This is a genomic window from Niastella yeongjuensis (genome assembly GCF_900110245.1).
Taxonomy (GTDB): Bacteria; Bacteroidota; Bacteroidia; order Chitinophagales; family Chitinophagaceae; genus Niastella; species Niastella yeongjuensis.
Map to the genome: position 1 here is coordinate 133,775 of NZ_FOCZ01000008.1, position 16,566 is coordinate 150,340.

The window sequence follows — 16,566 nt, forward strand, 5'->3', positions numbered from 1 at the left end:
CAATGTTCCGGGTACAGGAGATAAGGTATATTGTGTTATTTAGGCGCTACTCCTCCATTATTATTCCACTTGTCCCATGCTGCTACAAATTCCTTATACGACAATGGGGGCGGTTTGCGGCCCGCGCCCATATTCCATCCGGCCTTTACCAGGGTGTCCCTGGCGTGTTCTAATAATTGCGCTTTATTCTTATGCCCGTTACGCTTGTAGTCCATAATTTGTAACGCAAGTTCACGAGGCGATTTACCTTCAAAAACCATTTTCATATCTTCGGGAGGAAGTGCCCATTTGGGATTACCAGGCGGTGTGTTTAATCCGGCGGAATTGTTAGGTTGATGGCAATTTGAACATTTCATTGCGTAAACTCCTTTACCGTCTTTCCCTCTTATTGGTGACATGGTGTGTAAATGGCTGTCATCTCCTTGTAGCGGTATATCACCGGCAGGATGGCAATTCATACATCGGGGACTTTTTAGTACCTGGTATACCTTCATAAAGGCGTCTACAGATGCGATGCTGTCTTTATTATTAACTTCTACGACCCATGCCTTTTCATGACTTGTATTACTCCTGAACCCGCTGGTCAACAGCCCACTTACAGTTACAATAAATATTATAATAATAGCAAATTTTGCATGTCGAATATTAAGCCTTTTTTTCCCAGGTTTGATTTCCATGCTGATCTGATTTAAACTCTCAGAAAATGTTATTCTTACTAAGAACCATTGCGCTGCATTTCGGCTGCCAAATGAATTGCCTTTTTGATCCGCAGGTAGGTGCCACATCTACAGATATTTCCCTCCATAGCTAACTCTATATCCTTATCTGTCGGGTTCTTATTTTCTCTTAGCAGTACCGCCGCTGACATGATCTGGCCCGCCTGACAGTATCCACACTGAACAACATCCAATTCCACCCAAGCCTTTTGCAAAGGATGGTCATTGTTTTCTGATAATCCTTCTATCGTTATTACATTTTGTCCGGCAGCCCTGCTGATTTTTGTCACGCAGGAACGAACAGCCTCGCCATTCAAATGAACTACGCAGGCGCCACATTGTGCCACGCCACATCCGTATTTTGTTCCTACCAAACCAATTATATCTCTGAGTACCCATAGCAACGGAGTATCAGGATCTATATCGAGTTCGTAATTTTTATTATTGATATTTAATTTGATCATATTTGGAAATTGACAGTAAGCATATAATTAGAATGACCTTTTGTTTTCCGGCTTACCAGCTTGCCTTAAAAACTCGTCAAAGTACGGCTGGTTGTAATACCTTTTATTTGTACTCCTATACAGTGCATTAGCCACAGCGCCAAATACCGGCGGAAACGGTGGTTCGCCCAGGCCGGTAGGATCAATATCGTTTTGAATAAAATGTACTTCAATTTTCTTTGGCACTTCACTATGCCGGATCATCCTGTACCGGTTAAAGTTGTTTTGTTCTGCTGCGCCATCTTTGTGGCTTAGCTTCCCATAAAATGAATTGCCGATGCCATCAACAACAGCTCCTTCTACCATGTTAGTCGCTGCATCAGGGTTTACAACAATACCACAATCAATTGCGCTAAAAACCCGTTCAACATAAGGACGGCCGTTTTGCATAATGATGTCAACTACATGGGCCGCATACGAATTATGGCAGAAGTAAGCAGCGACACCACGACTGTATTTTTTATTTTCAGCATTATTCCATCCTGATTTTTCTTTAACCAAATTTAACACACCTGCATATCTGTCAGCATCATACTCATTGTTTTTCCCAACCGGTTTTTCTTTGGCTCTTTTCAAAAGTTCCAATCTGAAATCAATCGGATCTTTACCCATCACTTCTGCCAGTTCATCTAAAAATGATTGTTCTGCTGCGGCATTGAAATTTGATCTCGGCGCCCGGAATGCACCAATTGTAATATTGGAGGGTATTTCCCAACCTTCAGCCAGATAATTGTCAATTGCCCCGGCAGGAAATCTATTGGCATGAATGGCATGTTCAGGAATACCACCGCCCTTAACATGAAAGGCGATCAAATTTTTGTTTACATCCAAAGCAGCCCTGTAAGTTGCCGTATACATGGGGCGATAGATGCCATAAGTCATATCATCTTCACGTGTATATATTAGTTTGACTGGGGATTTTACTTTTTTAGAGATCAGGGCCGCTTCTATCAGATAATGTGCATATGCCCGGCGGCCAAAGCCTCCACCCATACGCGTCATTTGAATTTCTATTTTGTCAGCAGGTAATTGTAAAATCTTCGACAGCGTAGGTTCTGTCCAACCAGGTGCCTGCAATGGACCTACCACTAAAGCCTTTTCATCTGTAACATATGCGAAAAAATTCATTGGCTCCATGCAGTTGTGCGCCAAAAACGGTGCATTATAAGTGCGTTCAATGACCTGAGCCGCATTTTTAAAAGCTGTTTCCGGGTCTCCGTCCCTTCTTAGTTGTTGAGCTGGTTTCTTTGCATACTCCTGCATTTTTTCCAATTGCGTACTGGTGCTTTCAAGTCCACCTGGTATTACAACCTCTTTCTTGCCACCCCGGCCAGCTATAGTTTCTTTAGAGTCCACGATAGGCTCCCAGGTTACTTTTAGTTTTTTACGGGCATTCATCACTTCCCAGGTAGTATTTCCCACCACCACTAGCAGTTCATTGAATGTTCGTGTATCAAAGCCGGCCTGCTCATAACCATCTTCATATAATTGTTGGCTAAAAACGTCGATAATGCCCGGCATTTTCAAGGCTTCAGCTGCATCAAAAGATTTAAGTTTCATCCCGAAGGCTGGGGGATGTTGGATCATGGCAATCAGCATCCCTTCGTGTTTATAATCTAACCCAAAGAGAGGTTTGCCAGAAACGATTTTCAAACTCTCGACATTCTTCTGAGAGGTTCGCACTACTTTAAAATCCTTTACATTTTTTAGCGTAACATTTTGGGGAATAGGAATGCCTGAAGCTTTTGATGCAAAGGAGCCATACGTTCCGGATTTACCGGTTTTTCCATGATAAAGCATCCCTGCTTTAGTGGTTACTTCTTCCACAGGCACGCTCCAGGTTTGCGCTGCCGCCTCAATCAACATATGGCGTGCTGCGGCTCCTGCTTCGCGAAGTGGTTTCCAATACATCCGCACTGAATTGCTTCCTCCTGTAAACTGCGGCCCTAATTTTACACTATCGTGCGGCCCCATTTCTACCACTACCGTTTGCCAGTCTGCTTCCAACTCTTCGGCAATGATCATAGGAAGTGAGGTCATCACGTTCTGCCCAAATTCCGGGTTGGGATTAAGTATTTTTATGATATTTTCAGGAGTAATTTTTATATAGCCATTTAATTCACTCCATTGCTCCGGAAGGTCGCTCACTTTTGATGGATCTGCGAGTCCTGGTCCGGGAAACCAGGCGAAGCTGATCATAAGACCGCCACCTGCGAGTAATGAAGACTTTAGAAAGGAACGCCTGTTGAGAATAGACCTGGATTGTTCCATTTTTTAGCGGTTGTTAATTTAAGCAAAACATAATCAATGCAATATTTCGGCCATTGACTCTCCAGTGAAACCGTTTAGATTGTCTTGTATACTAAAGTTCCATGATTTTCCTGCACTACTGGTATCTATATTCCGGTTTTATCTACCAATATTCCGGATTTCGGTTCCTGAACACCTTAAACCTTTGATAAAGCGGTAATTTTAGATTGTTTTAAACCGGACATTTATGGATAATATGCGTCGTTTTGAGACTATAGGTCAGTACAATGCATTCAATAATAACGAAACATTGCACCCATTAGTCAGTGTGGTAGATTTGTCTAAAGCCAATCCAAGAAGTGGCTCAAAAATGTATTTCGGCTTTTATACCATATTCCTAAAAGATGTGAAATGTGGTGATATGGTTTACGGTCGGCATACGTACGATTATCAGGAAGGTACATTGGTTTTTCTTGCTCCTGGACAAGTAGCTGGCATCAATAGCAATGGAGAAATTTATCAACCCAAAGGCTATGCACTGATATTTCATGCAGATTTATTACATGGAACTCCACTTTTAAGACGTATTCAGGACTTTTCATTTTTTGGCTATCAATCAAATGAAGCACTTCATTTATCGGAGCGTGAAAGAAATATTGTTTTGGATTGTTTTTCCAAAATTGAATATGAATTGGAGCACGCTGTGGACAAACACAGTAAAAGGCTAATTGTATCAAACGTAGAACTCTTCCTGGATTATTGTGTCCGATTTTATGATCGGCAATTTATTACCCGCGAAAATGTGCATAAAGGGACTTTCGAAAAGTTTGAGCATCTATTGAACGATTATTTTCATTCTGACAAACCACAAACAATTGGTTTGCCTGCGGTAGCTTATTTCGCTAATGAATTGAATATATCGGCAAATTATTTTGGAGATCTTATAAAAAAAGAAACTGGCAAGACAGCGCAAGAATATATTCAATCAAAAATTATTGAAGTTGCGAAAGAAAAAATTTTTGACCCAAGCATAACAGTTAACGAAATTGCCTTCGATCTGGGGTTTAAATATCCTCAACATTTCACCCGTTTATTTAAGCAGAGAACCGGAGTATCGCCAAACGAGTATAGAAAGCGTAATTGAGACTTTTATTTTGGACGAATAATTAAGCGAATGGTCAAATCTGATCGTTCGCTTTTGTTGTTTTAGGAATAGTTTGATTTGAAGTATTTAGTGATGTATTTTGTGTCATTACTATGCGAATTGGATTATTTGCAACGACCTGAATTATTACCTATTGCGCTTTATTTGATGAATAACTAAAGTCATTGAATTTCACCTGGGCCTGTCCGCTAGCGAACAAACCGATCCTCAGTGCCAGAAAACCTTTATAGTTGTTGTGCTGTAACGCAGACACGACTATATTATCGGCTACGATGCGCCAGTTTCGCCCATCATCGCTCAATGAAAAGCTGCAATGTTCCTGGTGGTTATCTATCCTTAACCTGATTGGACCGGCAACACTTCGTGGGAATGTTTTAGTTATCCCTGACGGATCATAAAACGTGATCTGTTGGGTATCCGCTGTAATGCCGGTAAATGCCTTATCGTTGTAAAAGAGAAGCAGGCCGCCAGTACTACCAGGTTGGGTGGCTATCGTCACCTCGGTGCGGTAACTGGTGTCTGTGGGGATGCAAAGCAATATACGGCCATTAGCCGGACTGGTCCCTTTTCCTTCCATATATAGGCTGTTATTACTTAGCTGTACACCCAGGGTATTACGCTGTCGCCACAATGTCCATTGCAGTCCGGGGTCTTTACCCGCAAACGGGTCAGACAGATTAAAACCACTGTGCTGCAATTTAGAAGAAAGTTTTTTTGACGGCCTGGAGGCTAATTTAAACCAGCCTTCTTTTGTCCATTCAATCGGTTCCACTAACGTATATCTTCCAAGCGTATAAAATCCCTTTTTATAAGCATGGTAAACGATCCACCAATTTCCGTTTACATCGTCAATGAGGGTGCCGTGTCCTTTTGACCACCACGGCTCATCAGCAGAATAAGTATGCACAATAGGATTGTAGGGTGAATTTTCCCAGGGGCCATTTATGTTTTTGGAGCGGGCCGATATTACCATATGACTGGTTGGCGGCCCGGCTGTGCCACCCTCAGCGCAGGTTAGGTAAAAGTATTCGCCATGCTTTATGATTTTTGGTGATTCCAGCCATTTCCCTTCTGTTTGCCACTTTTTAGGAAAATCCCAACCTGTATAAACATTTTCCATAATACCCTCTGTAGCCAAACCGTCATCCGTTAATTTAATACGGTTACCGCCAGATGAAAACAGGTAACGTTTGCCGTCTTCACCAACAGCATGGCCAGGATCTATTTTGCCTACCTTCAGGTCGATGGGCTTGCTCCAGGGACCGGTGATCTTATCAGCCCAAATCACGTAATTCGTACCCGAGGCCGGGAAGTAAATATAGAAACGTCCTTTATATTCCACCAGGTCGGGCGCATAACCTAGTCCTGGTACATCTGGCAGGGCGCGACAAACCGGTTCCCAATGCTCCAGGTCTGTGGAGTGCCAGATGAGCAGACCCGGCGCATTTAGGAATGGCGAGTGAGTCATGTAATAGTCTTTGCCATCCCTGACAATAGTAGGATCAGGATAATCGCCAGCCAAAGCTACTTTTGGATAAGTCTGTCCTACGCAATCGGTAAAATAAAAAAACAAACCACACAAGGCGCTTATTTGATAGATCAGTTGCTTCATAGGTAAGGATTTAAAAAATCATCGACATTTTCCAGTTGTCAGCAATACGTTGCGCTTCTTTTTTTGTGATCTGTATAATGCCTGGATGTTTAGGTATTGTAAAATTGGTAGCCTTCATTATGCCTTCGTTAAAATGTCCCAGGTTAGTGAATTTGACAAAATCAGTCGTTTCACTGAAACCGAAGTTATGTGGCTTGATACTGTAAATGTCATAGACCAATATCCATTTGTTTTCGCCAATCAGCTTATAAATAGTTGGTGCTTCGCAGCCACGCGGTTCGGGGTCTATGCGGCGACCTTCGTATTGATAACCTGTATTGATAGAATCCGAAACCGCATGTTCGATATGTGATCCACCGTCGTGAGATGCAAAGAACAAATGAAATTTATTTCCCACTTTGGTAATATCTGCATCGATGTAAGCAGCCGGGCGAGGATAAGCGAACAACACTTTAGGTGCAGTTTCCATTTGGGTGAAATCCGGATTCATATAAGCATAATAAACCTGTTCCTTTTCGGTGCCATGCCGCATACTAAAATAGATCATAGTCTTATTTTGCTGCTCATCATAGATCAACTCAGGAGCCCAGGCACAGCCAATGTCGGCCAATTCAGGCGAAACCTGGTCCACACGTAATACTGTATGTGACCAATGCACCAGGTCTTTGGATTTCATGAGCACCAGGCCACGGTTGTTTCCCCAGCCGAACTTGTTTTTTTCCCGTTCCCATTCCGTTGTGCGATAACCCGCCTGCTGTGCATAAATGTGCAGGTCGGTCAGTGCCATATAGAACATGCCATCAGGTGCACGAAAAATGTAGGGGTCACGAATGCCTTTTTGTTCCGCAATGGTATCGCCTTTAATTACCGCCTGTCCGTTGTTTACATCCGTAAAGCTATAACCATCCTTACTCAAGGCGAAATGCAGATCGTGATCGGCATCTCTGAAATAAACCATCAGGTAGGCGGCCATATTTTTTTCCTGTGGAAGTTTAGTTTTCTTTTGAGCAAATGCAGTAACAGTAGTTAATAGAATAAAGAGCATTATAAGGCTATGCTCTTTCATAAGCGTTTTAGGCATCATTGGCTTGCAATTGTTTGTTATACAATTATAACAATAATTATGCAAAATTACCTTCCTGTTGTATCCTGCACTATGCTGTTGTATAGAATAGGTATAACCCAGGTGATGAGGTATTGGGCCAAATAATTTTTTATTTTCCCACCCCCATGTCTGCCTCAATATTGGGTCTTCTATTAAAATAAACACTAAGTATGTACCCAGGTCTGACCCTTGAGGATAAGCCCCGCCAATACGCCAGTCGCCTTGACATCGAAATTGAAAAGTTCAGTATCAATGCGGGGGATGTTACACCCGTTTATCTCCAATTAGCCATTCAACTGCAGCAGGGAATAGAGGATGGGCAATTTGATTGTAATAAACCACTGCCGTCGGTTTATAGATGTAACCGGACGTTAGGCTTGTCGAGAGCCACTGTATTTCGCGCGTACAAATATCTCAACAGGAGCGGCATGGTTCAATGGAAAAAAGGAGAGGGCTTTTTTGTTCAACATAAATTTAAGTATTAGTAAGTATGATGTATATATATTCTTTTTATTAAGTTCAGCCTCCCTTTCAGAATAGTACAGGATAGCTTGCTTTTTTCGATTGTTTAATTTGGATATCTCATAGCTTGCAATAGAAAGTTGTAAATTAGTAAGCCTGTATAACGAGCTGCCATATAACGAAAAGGCTCTTGCTCCCTCTATGGCCTTCATCCAATAATATTACTGGTTTTACCCATTTTATTACCGCTTATTTCCCGGCAGATTATCAAGTTTTGCAATCCGGCAAACAACCAGCATACAACAAAAACAATAAGCAGATAAACATATGGATTTCAAAAAAATTTCCGGAGAAGTAATTGACTTCTTATACCAGTCGCACAGCAGTATCAGACAATCAGGACTAGATAATTCACTGATTGTACTAGCAGAATTACGGGTTTCTCAAATAAACGGCTGCGCCTATTGCTGTCGCTTTCATGCAAACGAACTAAGATAATTGCGAATGGTCAGATCTGATCATGCGCTTTTTTATTTGGTTGATACGGAACATGCTCCATGTCAGGAGCAGGAATTTTATTGAATATTTTAATGTGCAGGCGACTGTTGAAACATCTGTGTCATTAGATTATACAATTCGGGATGTTTTTGCTTAAACCTTTCAGGATCTTCGAAAAAGTATTCAGATGCGACAGCAAAAAACTCAGCTTTATTTTTTGAGCCATAAATATTAATATCTGATTTGCCGGCTTTGATTGCTACAATATTTTTTGCAATCAATTGTAGCCAGGGTATAGTGAATTGTCTATTCAGCAAGGCCTCCGGTATTCCATCAACAGCGCCATCTTCTTTATCAAGTAAATGAACAAATTCATGAATGCCGGTGTTTTCTTTTCCAGATACATTTGCAAAACCGTTGCGTAATGCGAGTTTAGACAAAATCATAGTCCTTTGCATAGCCCCATCTCCAACCATTCCTAATACATGACGATCTGCACCTTTTGATAGAAAACTAATTTCATTAAAAGAATTAGGATAAAGAAGCACTTCACTCAAGTTATAATAACGCCATTCGGGAAACCCAAATATTGGAATTACTCCACTGGAGGCAACTAACAAGGTATCAAGGTCATCTACATTTGTATCAACCCCTGTAATACGGATATAGCCAAGGAACTCTTTTATTTTTTCTTCAAAACGAATTTTCCCTTTATCATCAAGTGTGCGGTAAAAAGCAACGTGCTCAGACAAGATTTTTTTATAGTCGGCTGGCAGATCGGCCTTCTTAATCGGACCTTTATACAATGCCAAAACAACTACAACCAAGGCAATTATTATTAATACGAAGATCGGTGTCATAATTCCATATATTCTTTAAGCTACAATAAATGTAGAACAATTACTGCTATCCCTGGCACCCAAACAAAATGATTAGAGGCCATATTCTTGTAAAAACATTAATTCTGCTTCATTTTTATAAGGCGGCGACAGGACAGGACAATTCTCCAAATAAAGGGGAACGCATAATTATACCTTTTAGATATATTTAATTGATTGGATAAAACGACAAAAAAGGAGAGTAGGGGTTCGATAGAACTCCCCTCGGCAATTTTCACTCCAGTAATGTAATATGTTCGGAAGACTTTTCTAATAAAAATTATTTAGCTTACACGCCATGAAAAAAAATATTGATCTAGTAACCCGTCTTCGTGCAACAATGCCTGTTTCACCTCCTACACTCACCGCAACACAACCCAACCACTTTGATGATCTTCGGAATGTTCCTGGCAGCCCGGCAAATTTTATCAGGGGAATTGATATCTCGCATTATAATGCCATTACCGATTGGACTGCGATAAAAAAAGCTAATGTACAGTTCGTATATATAAAAATCTCTGAAGGCGTAGGTACCCCCGATGAAAAGGCAAAAGCGAATGCGCTTGCTGCCAAAGAAAATGGGCTTCAAATAGGGTATTATCATTTTGGAAGACCCGATAAAAAGAATGACAACACCATTGAGCTTGATGCTACCGCCGAAGCCGCAGAAGTTAAAATCCTGCTCACAGATTTACCAGCTGCCGATCTACCTCTAATGCTCGATCTGGAAGATACCACCAGTTTTGATTCGTCATTGGCACCCAATGAATACCTGACATGGGTTGAAACATTCCTGAGTTTTTTCTTTGATCCTGCTAATCCTTCCACAAATCCATTGATCTATAGCAGAAAAGAATACCTGGAAAGAAAATTACCACCCACTCATACACTGGGCACCCGGTATAAATTATGGCTGTCAAGGTATACAGACGATCAAAACAACGCAGTACCGGCCAAAGGTTGGAACCAATGGCACATCTGGCAATTTTCTGAGAAAGGTGTTTTGGGTACCAACGGCAACCTTGACCTGAACTTAAAAAGGGTGACTGATTGAAAGCTGCTTAAAACACCTCGCCCAACGAAAGATAAATACGGGTAAAGCTTTTGCTTATTCAAGGCTTTTCTAATTTTTCCTATTAATAAAAAATCCTCGCGCCAGGAGACGCGAGGATAAAATTAGAATTAAGATTACAACTATTTTGCTCTTACCACCTTGGTAGTACCTAGCTGCTCTCCATGCTCACTGTTCACTTTCAGAATAAATACCCCTTCCGGTACACGACTGATATTCAGATGTACCTGCTGCGGGTGTTTGCCGGTGGGTTGATACACCTGCTGTGCAGCCACACGACCGGTTTGTGCATCTACCAAGGCAATCACCAGTTTAGCGTTGCTGCCAGCGTTGATTGCTAACTGCAGGGTGTTACCGGTTACAGGATTCGGATAAACAACCAATGATTTTACCGGTTGCACTATGGCTGTTTCTGCCGCAACGCTTCTTGCTGCCAACGACGCACTGGATACAATACCATAATTAAACTGCTCCCAACCCTGTGCCGCAGGCCTGTTACAGGTCATAGCCTGTGCTGCATTTTCAGAAGACATATAGTCGCCATTGCTGCCACGCAGTGAAACAGTACCATTGCTGTTCACAATCCAGTCAAAAGTTTCCCAGCCCTGGAAAGCAAAACGGTTACAGGTCATAGCCTGTGTACCGTTTTCTGAGGATACATACAAACCGCCATTCTGCAGCGCAATTTTACCATTACCGGCATCTACCACCAGGAATTGGTTCCAGCCCGCTACAACAGTCGCGTTACAGAACATAGGATTCACACCGCCTTTAGAGCTCACATACTGACCTGTGTTACCCTGCAACCAGATGGTTTTGCCAACAGGCGCTTGTGTGGAAGGAGCAGGATCAGTGAATAATTGTAATACTATTTCCCTGCTTTCCAAAGGGCAAAATGCAAAGCTCCAATTGGTTACATCGCTCGAATATAAATTTACATATTTGATCAGGTTGGCCTGGTTAATTTCAACAATATAAAAATACCTGTTTGACAGATCTTGATTTGAATAATTAACAGCTTCTAAAAATTCGATGGGGTTTTGAAAGCCAAATACAGTACAAAGCTCGTTATCTTTTACGTACTCAATTGAGTATCGCCATTCACATTTATTTGCCTGTACGCCAGGGGTTAAAAGTTGTGCGGCATGCTCATGGTCAAAATAAATCAGATAACACGTATTGTTCAGGGAGAGACTATTTAAGATAAGATAATATAAAAGCGAGTTTTCGCGGGACGCCAACGATAATACCCCATTCTTTTTTAAAAAGGTACCGAAATCCTCTAGTAACGGTTCTTCCATTTCAAAACTATCATCAAATACAGACTTATTTAAAAATCTTGTATGCGTGGCAGGTAAGTGGTATTCGAACCTGTCTGCAAATTCTTTTTCAATGAATTTTACTTCATTCATAGGGTGCGGGTTACAGTGGCAATAAATATAAGAACGAGATTGTTAAGAAAACCTCAAATCAGCCGACCCATTGAACACATTTTTACAATTTGTCGTCATAATTTAGTAGTGTGGGTTAGGTATTCAAATTGAGCTATTTTTCATATAATTACAAACGAACGTTAATGTTCCTTTGAAAATGAACGAGATATATAAAAATAAATTAATAATCCTGCGGCAACGAATTCCCATTGGGCTTTGTGATGGCTTAGTTTTGATTGAGAGTGTAAGTGGGGATCTGGAAAAAGCAGAAAAGCAGTTTAAAGCCGATATGGTTACACTTTCAATTGATTCAATAAACGACAATACGAATGGTTAAATATCGGGAATTTATAATACTGATTGTTTGCAGTTATTTCATCTCTAAAGTTCTATATAATTCTTATCAGCGGGATAATATTTTTGCCCTGATTCTTTATTGCATTTTGGGTGCAATTTGGCTTTATTGTTTTGGAAAGATAATTAAAGAAGGTGTTATTAACTATAGAACAAAACGCAAGTTTCTTAGCTTTTGGAAAACTTTCATTAGTTTATTTTCTTTAGTTCCGGCGATCATTATTTTTAATTATTTTGAATCCAGGCTGAATGTGCCTTCACTTTTGCAAGCCGATAGGCACGGCGTTTATGCTGATTTTAAAACTAATGGAACTTATTTTATCAGGAGTGGTTCCTGGGGTTCAAAGAAACACTTCTATGGGAAATACCATTTATACGATAGTATTATAGAGCTTGATAGATCCGGCCTTGATGATGTGCTGATATCAAATAGGTTCCTTCTTAAACATTCAAATCCTGAAGAAGAAAAGAAAAAGCCAGACAATGACAGATTAAGTACGCCGGAATATTTAATTCAGATTAATAAGAGTGGAGCTGAGATCAAAGCTAGATATATGGGACGTGACACAACAGGTGTCGAGCTATATATACCTTACAGGTTTGAAATAACAATGGATAATAAAGTAAAAAAATCGGCCAAATAAAGCATAATTAATATTTTGCGCCCATCTTTAAATGCCTTGCCAACCTGAACTTAAAAAGGGTCATAGATTGAAAGCTGCTTAAAACACCTCGCCCAACGAAAGATAAATACGGGTAAAGTTTTTGCTTATTCCAACAAAATGATAATCCGTAAAACTGGTAAGTGATCCGTAGAATCGGGTAAGTCCAATTTACGCATTGACCGCACCTTTGTATCAATAAAAGGTATATCAAATGAGCAAAACAGTAATTATCACAGGGGCCTCATCAGGCTTCGGCAGGGAAACGGCTAAAATATTTCAAAAAGAAGGATGGAACGTTGTTGCAACGATGCGTTCACCTGGAAAAGAGCAGGAACTGACAGAACTGGAAAATGTACTGGTTACGCGTTTGGATGTGCAGGATTCTGATTCTATCCAGCATGCTGTAGAAGCGGCGATTGGCCACTTCGGCAGTATCGACGTATTGGTGAATAATGCAGGCTTCGGTCTGATGGGTGTCTTCGAGTCTGCCAAACCTGAACAGATCCGCAAGCAATACGAAGTGAATGTATTCGGTTTGATGAATGTTACCAGTGCGGTATTACCTATAATGCGTAAGCAGGGGCATGGTACAATCATCAACATTTCATCTTTCGGAGGCCAGGTAGGTTTACCTTTCGGCAGTTTATACAATAGCAGCAAGTTTGCAGTGGAAGGCTTTTCGGAATCGTTATCTCATGAGGTTTCCTCATTTGGGATATTTGTAAAGGTCATTGAACCTGGCGGTGTTAACACCAATTTCAGAAATGGGATAGAAATGATCCAAAACGGAGTACCGGAATATAACCCGATCATGGGCGGCTTCTTCGGGCGTTATCAGTCAACGACCGCACATTTACCCAAAGCCACACCTGGGGATGTTGCGCAAACAATTTACGATGCTGCAACCGACAACAAAGCACAATTGCGCTACGTTATCGGTAAGGATGCCCAGTTTTACATTGATACCAAATATGAAAATAGCGATTCTGAATTTGTAAAAATAATGCGTGACCGGTTCGTAAATTAGTAAATGGTTATCGACTTGCGGACAAATTGAGTTATGACACAGAAAAAGTATGTTGATATTGAAACCATCGGCGAAATACACGAATTATGGGATTGCGGTAAACCGCGGCACCCATTGGTGGCGGTGATCGACCTCACCAAGTATCATTTTCGTGGGGACAGGAATGGACTTTCCTACCGGCTCAACTTTTATACAATTTTCTGCAAAAAATTCAATGGTGTACTACGTTATGGTCGGTCATATTATGACTTTAGCGAGGGTTCGCTCATGTTTACTGCACCCGGCCAGGCCACCACGCCTACGCCAGCACCATCACTGGAAGAAGGCTGGGCGCTGTTTTTTCATCCTGACCTGATCCATCATTCTACCTTAGGTCAAACGATAGGTCAGTATTCCTATTTTAATTACGAATCGAACGAAGCGCTGCATGTTTCAGAAGAGGAAAAACTCGCCTTGTATGATTGTGTCAGAAAGATCGAACAGGAATGTGGTCAAAACGTAGACAAGCACACAAAAACCCTCATTCAAAACAATATAGAATTGCTGCTGAATTATTGCAGCCGGTTTTACGATCGTCAGTTTTATACCCGTGCCAAAGTCAACACCGATGTTGTGCAGGCTTTTGAAAAATTGCTGAAGGATCATTTCGCCCAGGATACGTTGATCAACAGCGGCCTTCCCGGAGTGAAAAAGTTTGCTGAACAGTTGAACCTGTCACCCAATTATCTTTCCGATCTGCTGCAAAAATTTACCGGTAAGACAACGCAGGAACACATCCATTTGCATCTGATCAACAAGGCGAAAGCATTACTTTGGAGTACGGATAAACCGGTGAGTGAGATCGCTTATATGCTTGGCTTTGAAAATCCGCCGCATTTTACCCGGTTGTTCAGGCAAAAGACAGGCTACTCGCCGAGCGATTACCGCAACCTTAATTAAGGGTTACAATTCCATTTTTCAAATTAGAATTCACCGCCGCTAAAGCGAATGGTCAGATCTGATCATTCGCTTTTTTTGTCTAATCAATATCTTATTAGTTGTGTACTTAGTATATCTAGTTGAATTGTAGCATATTACAATTTTGATCGTACTTTGTTTCCACTTTGTTCCTGCTTTTTTAATGGTTTATCTTGCTCCTGCCTGTGGCTCCAAATATTTTTGACCGGAACGATTGTATTCAGTTAACCTCAACTATTGCTATATGAAAAAATGTAAGCCGTCCGGTCTTAAGGAGCTGTCTTTCCTGCTTGGAATTATGTTCCTGCAAATCGGCTTTTTCAGTTCCTGCTGCAAAGAACTACCTGTAAATAACCCCCATGATCCACATCATCCTGCCGACCCCGTGGTTACCACTACCCGGTATTATATCGACAACGACGGGTCCGACTCGGCCAATGGCCTAACGCCGGCAACTGCCTGGAAGTCGCTCGCTAAAGTAAATTCGGTAACCTTTCAGCCTGGCGATTCTATATTGTTCAAAAGAGGGAATTCCTGGACGGGCACCCTGGTGATCAAAAGTTCGGGTTCCGCTTCGGCAAGAATTACGTTTGGAACCTATGGATCGGGTGATAAACCCAAAATTGTCGGTGACAACAGCACCCTTTCAGCGGTATTGATCCAGGATACCAGGTACCTGACATTTGAAAACTTTGATGTAAGCAATCCGCGCGCGGTGCGTCCACCCGACAGATCTTTATGCGGAATTTATGTTGCCCTGGCCACCACCGGCGTTTATCCCGGCATAGCTATAAAAAATAACGATGTGCACGATGTAGAAGGCACGCCCATCACCAACCGGCATTTGCAGGCTGGCATTTTTGTGCGTTCTAATTCGGCGCAAGCTTATTTCGATAGTCTGCTGATCGAAGGAAACAAACTGGAACGTTGTTCGTCACGGGGCATTATGATGGGCGACGGCAGCAATAAGGATACCACCTACTATAATAATAATGTGATCATCCGAAGCAATACGATCAACAGAACAGCTTTGGAAGGCATCATTGTTTATACTTCAAAGAATGTGCTCATAGAGTACAACAAGGTTTTAAACGCAGGTGCTTACACGCTTGGCGTGAATATGAATATTGTGCTGGCGGGTTTATGGGGCAGAGGAAAGAACATGATCATTCAATACAATGAGGTTGCCTATACGAAACTCACCAACCCGAGTCCTTATTCCTCTATGGATTCCGAAGCTTTCGATATCGATCTCGGCAGCCCCGGCTATACGATTATTCAATACAATTATTCTCACGATAATGAAGGCGGGTTCTTTCTGCACATGGGCGATCCTGGCCCTGATTTTACTTATGGAATTGTACGTTACAACATCAGTCAAAACGATGGACATGCTTTTGGTAACAGAACGTTTGAATTGCATAGCCACCCCAATGGAAAAATAGTTCCCATTTCTATTTATAACAACACCTTCTATGACGATACAAAGATCGGCGTGCTGGATAGAGACGGGGGAACGGGTGTTCATCCCGGCATCGAATTCCACAATAATCTTTTCTATGCAACCAGCTTCCAGTTCGATGATCAGGCCAATATCGTATATGACCACAACGCCTATTACCAGGGACAAAAAGCAGCCAGTGATAACAATGCGCTGGTAACAAATCCCTTGCTGGCAGGACCAGGTACTGGCGGGGATGGCATCAATACCGTGGATGGATATAAAGTACCGGCCACTTCTCCGGCTATCCACGCAGGGCTTTTGATAAATAATAACGGTGGAAAGGATTTCTTCGGAAACCTGGTTTCCAACGCACAAAACCCAACGATGGGCGCCTATGAATGGGGGAATTAAATCTTGTGGGCAGT

The 16,566-nt window shown here is 41.6% G+C and carries 16 protein-coding genes; 9 read left to right on the plus strand and 7 right to left on the minus strand.

Annotation, left to right across the window (positions count from 1 at the left end; translation table 11 throughout):
• Nucleotides 1-35: 35 nt before the first annotated feature.
• Genes BMX95_RS21805 through BMX95_RS21815 form a run of 3 tightly spaced genes read right to left on the minus strand, consistent with a single transcriptional unit; the run spans nt 36 to nt 3,490 of the window.
• Nucleotides 36-677, minus strand: coding sequence for a cytochrome c family protein (locus BMX95_RS21805; protein ID WP_081200524.1), 642 nt, complete (start codon nt 675-677; stop codon nt 36-38).
• Between the two features lie 38 nt (nt 678-715).
• On the minus strand, nt 716-1,180 hold the full coding sequence (locus tag BMX95_RS21810) for a (2Fe-2S)-binding protein (protein WP_081200525.1): 465 nt from the start codon (nt 1,178-1,180) through the stop codon (nt 716-718).
• 27 nt (nt 1,181-1,207) lie between these two features.
• Nucleotides 1,208-3,490, minus strand: a complete 2,283-nt coding sequence (locus BMX95_RS21815; protein WP_081200526.1) for a xanthine dehydrogenase family protein molybdopterin-binding subunit — start codon at nt 3,488-3,490, stop codon at nt 1,208-1,210.
• A 226-nt stretch (nt 3,491-3,716) separates the two neighbouring features.
• Between BMX95_RS21815 and BMX95_RS21820 the strand changes: the two genes are divergently transcribed.
• Nucleotides 3,717-4,613, plus strand: coding sequence for a helix-turn-helix domain-containing protein (locus BMX95_RS21820; protein ID WP_081200527.1), 897 nt, complete (start codon nt 3,717-3,719; stop codon nt 4,611-4,613).
• A gap of 151 nt (nt 4,614-4,764) precedes the next feature.
• Here the strand turns inward: BMX95_RS21820 and BMX95_RS21825 are convergent, their stop codons facing one another.
• Together BMX95_RS21825 and BMX95_RS21830 are read right to left on the minus strand one after the other, a co-directional pair.
• Nucleotides 4,765-6,246, minus strand: coding sequence for a family 43 glycosylhydrolase (locus tag BMX95_RS21825; protein ID WP_081200528.1), 1,482 nt, complete (start codon nt 6,244-6,246; stop codon nt 4,765-4,767).
• A 10-nt stretch (nt 6,247-6,256) separates the two neighbouring features.
• The gene (locus BMX95_RS21830) at nt 6,257-7,312 is read right to left on the minus strand and encodes a glycoside hydrolase family 43 protein (RefSeq protein WP_081200538.1); all 1,056 of its coding nucleotides are present in this window, start codon (nt 7,310-7,312) and stop codon (nt 6,257-6,259) included.
• 209 nt (nt 7,313-7,521) lie between these two features.
• Here BMX95_RS21830 and BMX95_RS21835 point away from each other — a divergent pair, with 209 nt between their 5' ends.
• Together BMX95_RS21835 and BMX95_RS35865 are read left to right on the plus strand one after the other, a co-directional pair.
• Entirely contained in the window at nt 7,522-7,836 is a 315-nt protein-coding gene (locus tag BMX95_RS21835; protein ID WP_081200529.1) for a GntR family transcriptional regulator, read from the plus strand.
• 304 nt (nt 7,837-8,140) lie between these two features.
• A complete protein-coding gene (locus tag BMX95_RS35865) occupies nt 8,141-8,311 on the plus strand; it encodes a carboxymuconolactone decarboxylase family protein (RefSeq protein WP_081200530.1) in 171 nt (56 codons plus the stop codon).
• An 89-nt stretch (nt 8,312-8,400) separates the two neighbouring features.
• On the opposite strand, the gene BMX95_RS21845 is transcribed toward BMX95_RS35865, so the two are convergent.
• Nucleotides 8,401-9,171 (minus strand): M90 family metallopeptidase, encoded by a 771-nt coding sequence (locus BMX95_RS21845; RefSeq protein ID WP_081200531.1) that lies wholly within the window; start codon nt 9,169-9,171, stop codon nt 8,401-8,403.
• 316 nt (nt 9,172-9,487) lie between these two features.
• On the opposite strand from BMX95_RS21845, the gene BMX95_RS21850 reads away from it, so the two are divergent.
• The gene (locus tag BMX95_RS21850; RefSeq protein WP_081200532.1) at nt 9,488-10,243 is read left to right on the plus strand and encodes a glycoside hydrolase family 25 protein; all 756 of its coding nucleotides are present in this window, start codon (nt 9,488-9,490) and stop codon (nt 10,241-10,243) included.
• A 140-nt stretch (nt 10,244-10,383) separates the two neighbouring features.
• Here the strand turns inward: BMX95_RS21850 and BMX95_RS21855 are convergent, their stop codons facing one another.
• Nucleotides 10,384-11,673, minus strand: coding sequence for a T9SS type A sorting domain-containing protein (locus BMX95_RS21855; RefSeq protein ID WP_090519557.1), 1,290 nt, complete (start codon nt 11,671-11,673; stop codon nt 10,384-10,386).
• Between the two features lie 178 nt (nt 11,674-11,851).
• Between BMX95_RS21855 and BMX95_RS35030 the strand changes: the two genes are divergently transcribed.
• The 5 genes from BMX95_RS35030 (at nt 11,852) to BMX95_RS21880 (ending at nt 16,552) form a co-directional block, all read left to right on the plus strand.
• Nucleotides 11,852-12,031 carry a hypothetical protein gene (locus BMX95_RS35030; protein ID WP_081197827.1) on the plus strand — a complete coding sequence of 60 codons (180 nt, stop codon included), beginning with the start codon at nt 11,852-11,854 and terminating at the stop codon, nt 12,029-12,031.
• Nucleotides 12,024-12,692 (plus strand): hypothetical protein, encoded by a 669-nt coding sequence (locus tag BMX95_RS21865; RefSeq protein ID WP_081197826.1) that lies wholly within the window; start codon nt 12,024-12,026, stop codon nt 12,690-12,692. Before BMX95_RS35030 ends, BMX95_RS21865 begins: the two co-directional genes overlap by 8 nt.
• Nucleotides 12,693-12,924: 232 nt before the next feature.
• Nucleotides 12,925-13,740: an SDR family oxidoreductase gene (locus BMX95_RS21870; RefSeq protein WP_081197825.1), complete on the plus strand. Its 816-nt coding sequence runs from the start codon at nt 12,925-12,927 to the stop codon at nt 13,738-13,740.
• A 33-nt stretch (nt 13,741-13,773) separates the two neighbouring features.
• The gene (locus BMX95_RS21875) at nt 13,774-14,679 is read left to right on the plus strand and encodes a helix-turn-helix domain-containing protein (protein ID WP_081197824.1); all 906 of its coding nucleotides are present in this window, start codon (nt 13,774-13,776) and stop codon (nt 14,677-14,679) included.
• Nucleotides 14,680-14,941: 262 nt separating this feature from the next.
• On the plus strand, nt 14,942-16,552 hold the full coding sequence (locus BMX95_RS21880; RefSeq protein WP_081197823.1) for a right-handed parallel beta-helix repeat-containing protein: 1,611 nt from the start codon (nt 14,942-14,944) through the stop codon (nt 16,550-16,552).
• Nucleotides 16,553-16,566: the final 14 nt, after the last annotated feature.

Coding starts and splice junctions, on each gene's coding strand:
- BMX95_RS21805 (WP_081200524.1), bottom strand. CDS start 677: ATGGAAATCAAACCTGGGAAAAAAAGGCTTAATATTCGACATGCAAAA.
- BMX95_RS21810 (WP_081200525.1), bottom strand. CDS start 1,180: ATGATCAAATTAAATATCAATAATAAAAATTACGAACTCGATATAGAT.
- BMX95_RS21815 (WP_081200526.1), bottom strand. CDS start 3,490: ATGGAACAATCCAGGTCTATTCTCAACAGGCGTTCCTTTCTAAAGTCT.
- BMX95_RS21820 (WP_081200527.1), top strand. CDS start 3,717: ATGGATAATATGCGTCGTTTTGAGACTATAGGTCAGTACAATGCATTC.
- BMX95_RS21825 (WP_081200528.1), bottom strand. CDS start 6,246: ATGAAGCAACTGATCTATCAAATAAGCGCCTTGTGTGGTTTGTTTTTT.
- BMX95_RS21830 (WP_081200538.1), bottom strand. CDS start 7,312: ATGAAAGAGCATAGCCTTATAATGCTCTTTATTCTATTAACTACTGTT.
- BMX95_RS21835 (WP_081200529.1), top strand. CDS start 7,522: ATGTACCCAGGTCTGACCCTTGAGGATAAGCCCCGCCAATACGCCAGT.
- BMX95_RS35865 (WP_081200530.1), top strand. CDS start 8,141: ATGGATTTCAAAAAAATTTCCGGAGAAGTAATTGACTTCTTATACCAG.
- BMX95_RS21845 (WP_081200531.1), bottom strand. CDS start 9,171: ATGACACCGATCTTCGTATTAATAATAATTGCCTTGGTTGTAGTTGTT.
- BMX95_RS21850 (WP_081200532.1), top strand. CDS start 9,488: ATGAAAAAAAATATTGATCTAGTAACCCGTCTTCGTGCAACAATGCCT.
- BMX95_RS21855 (WP_090519557.1), bottom strand. CDS start 11,673: ATGAATGAAGTAAAATTCATTGAAAAAGAATTTGCAGACAGGTTCGAA.
- BMX95_RS35030 (WP_081197827.1), top strand. CDS start 11,852: ATGAACGAGATATATAAAAATAAATTAATAATCCTGCGGCAACGAATT.
- BMX95_RS21865 (WP_081197826.1), top strand. CDS start 12,024: ATGGTTAAATATCGGGAATTTATAATACTGATTGTTTGCAGTTATTTC.
- BMX95_RS21870 (WP_081197825.1), top strand. CDS start 12,925: ATGAGCAAAACAGTAATTATCACAGGGGCCTCATCAGGCTTCGGCAGG.
- BMX95_RS21875 (WP_081197824.1), top strand. CDS start 13,774: ATGACACAGAAAAAGTATGTTGATATTGAAACCATCGGCGAAATACAC.
- BMX95_RS21880 (WP_081197823.1), top strand. CDS start 14,942: ATGAAAAAATGTAAGCCGTCCGGTCTTAAGGAGCTGTCTTTCCTGCTT.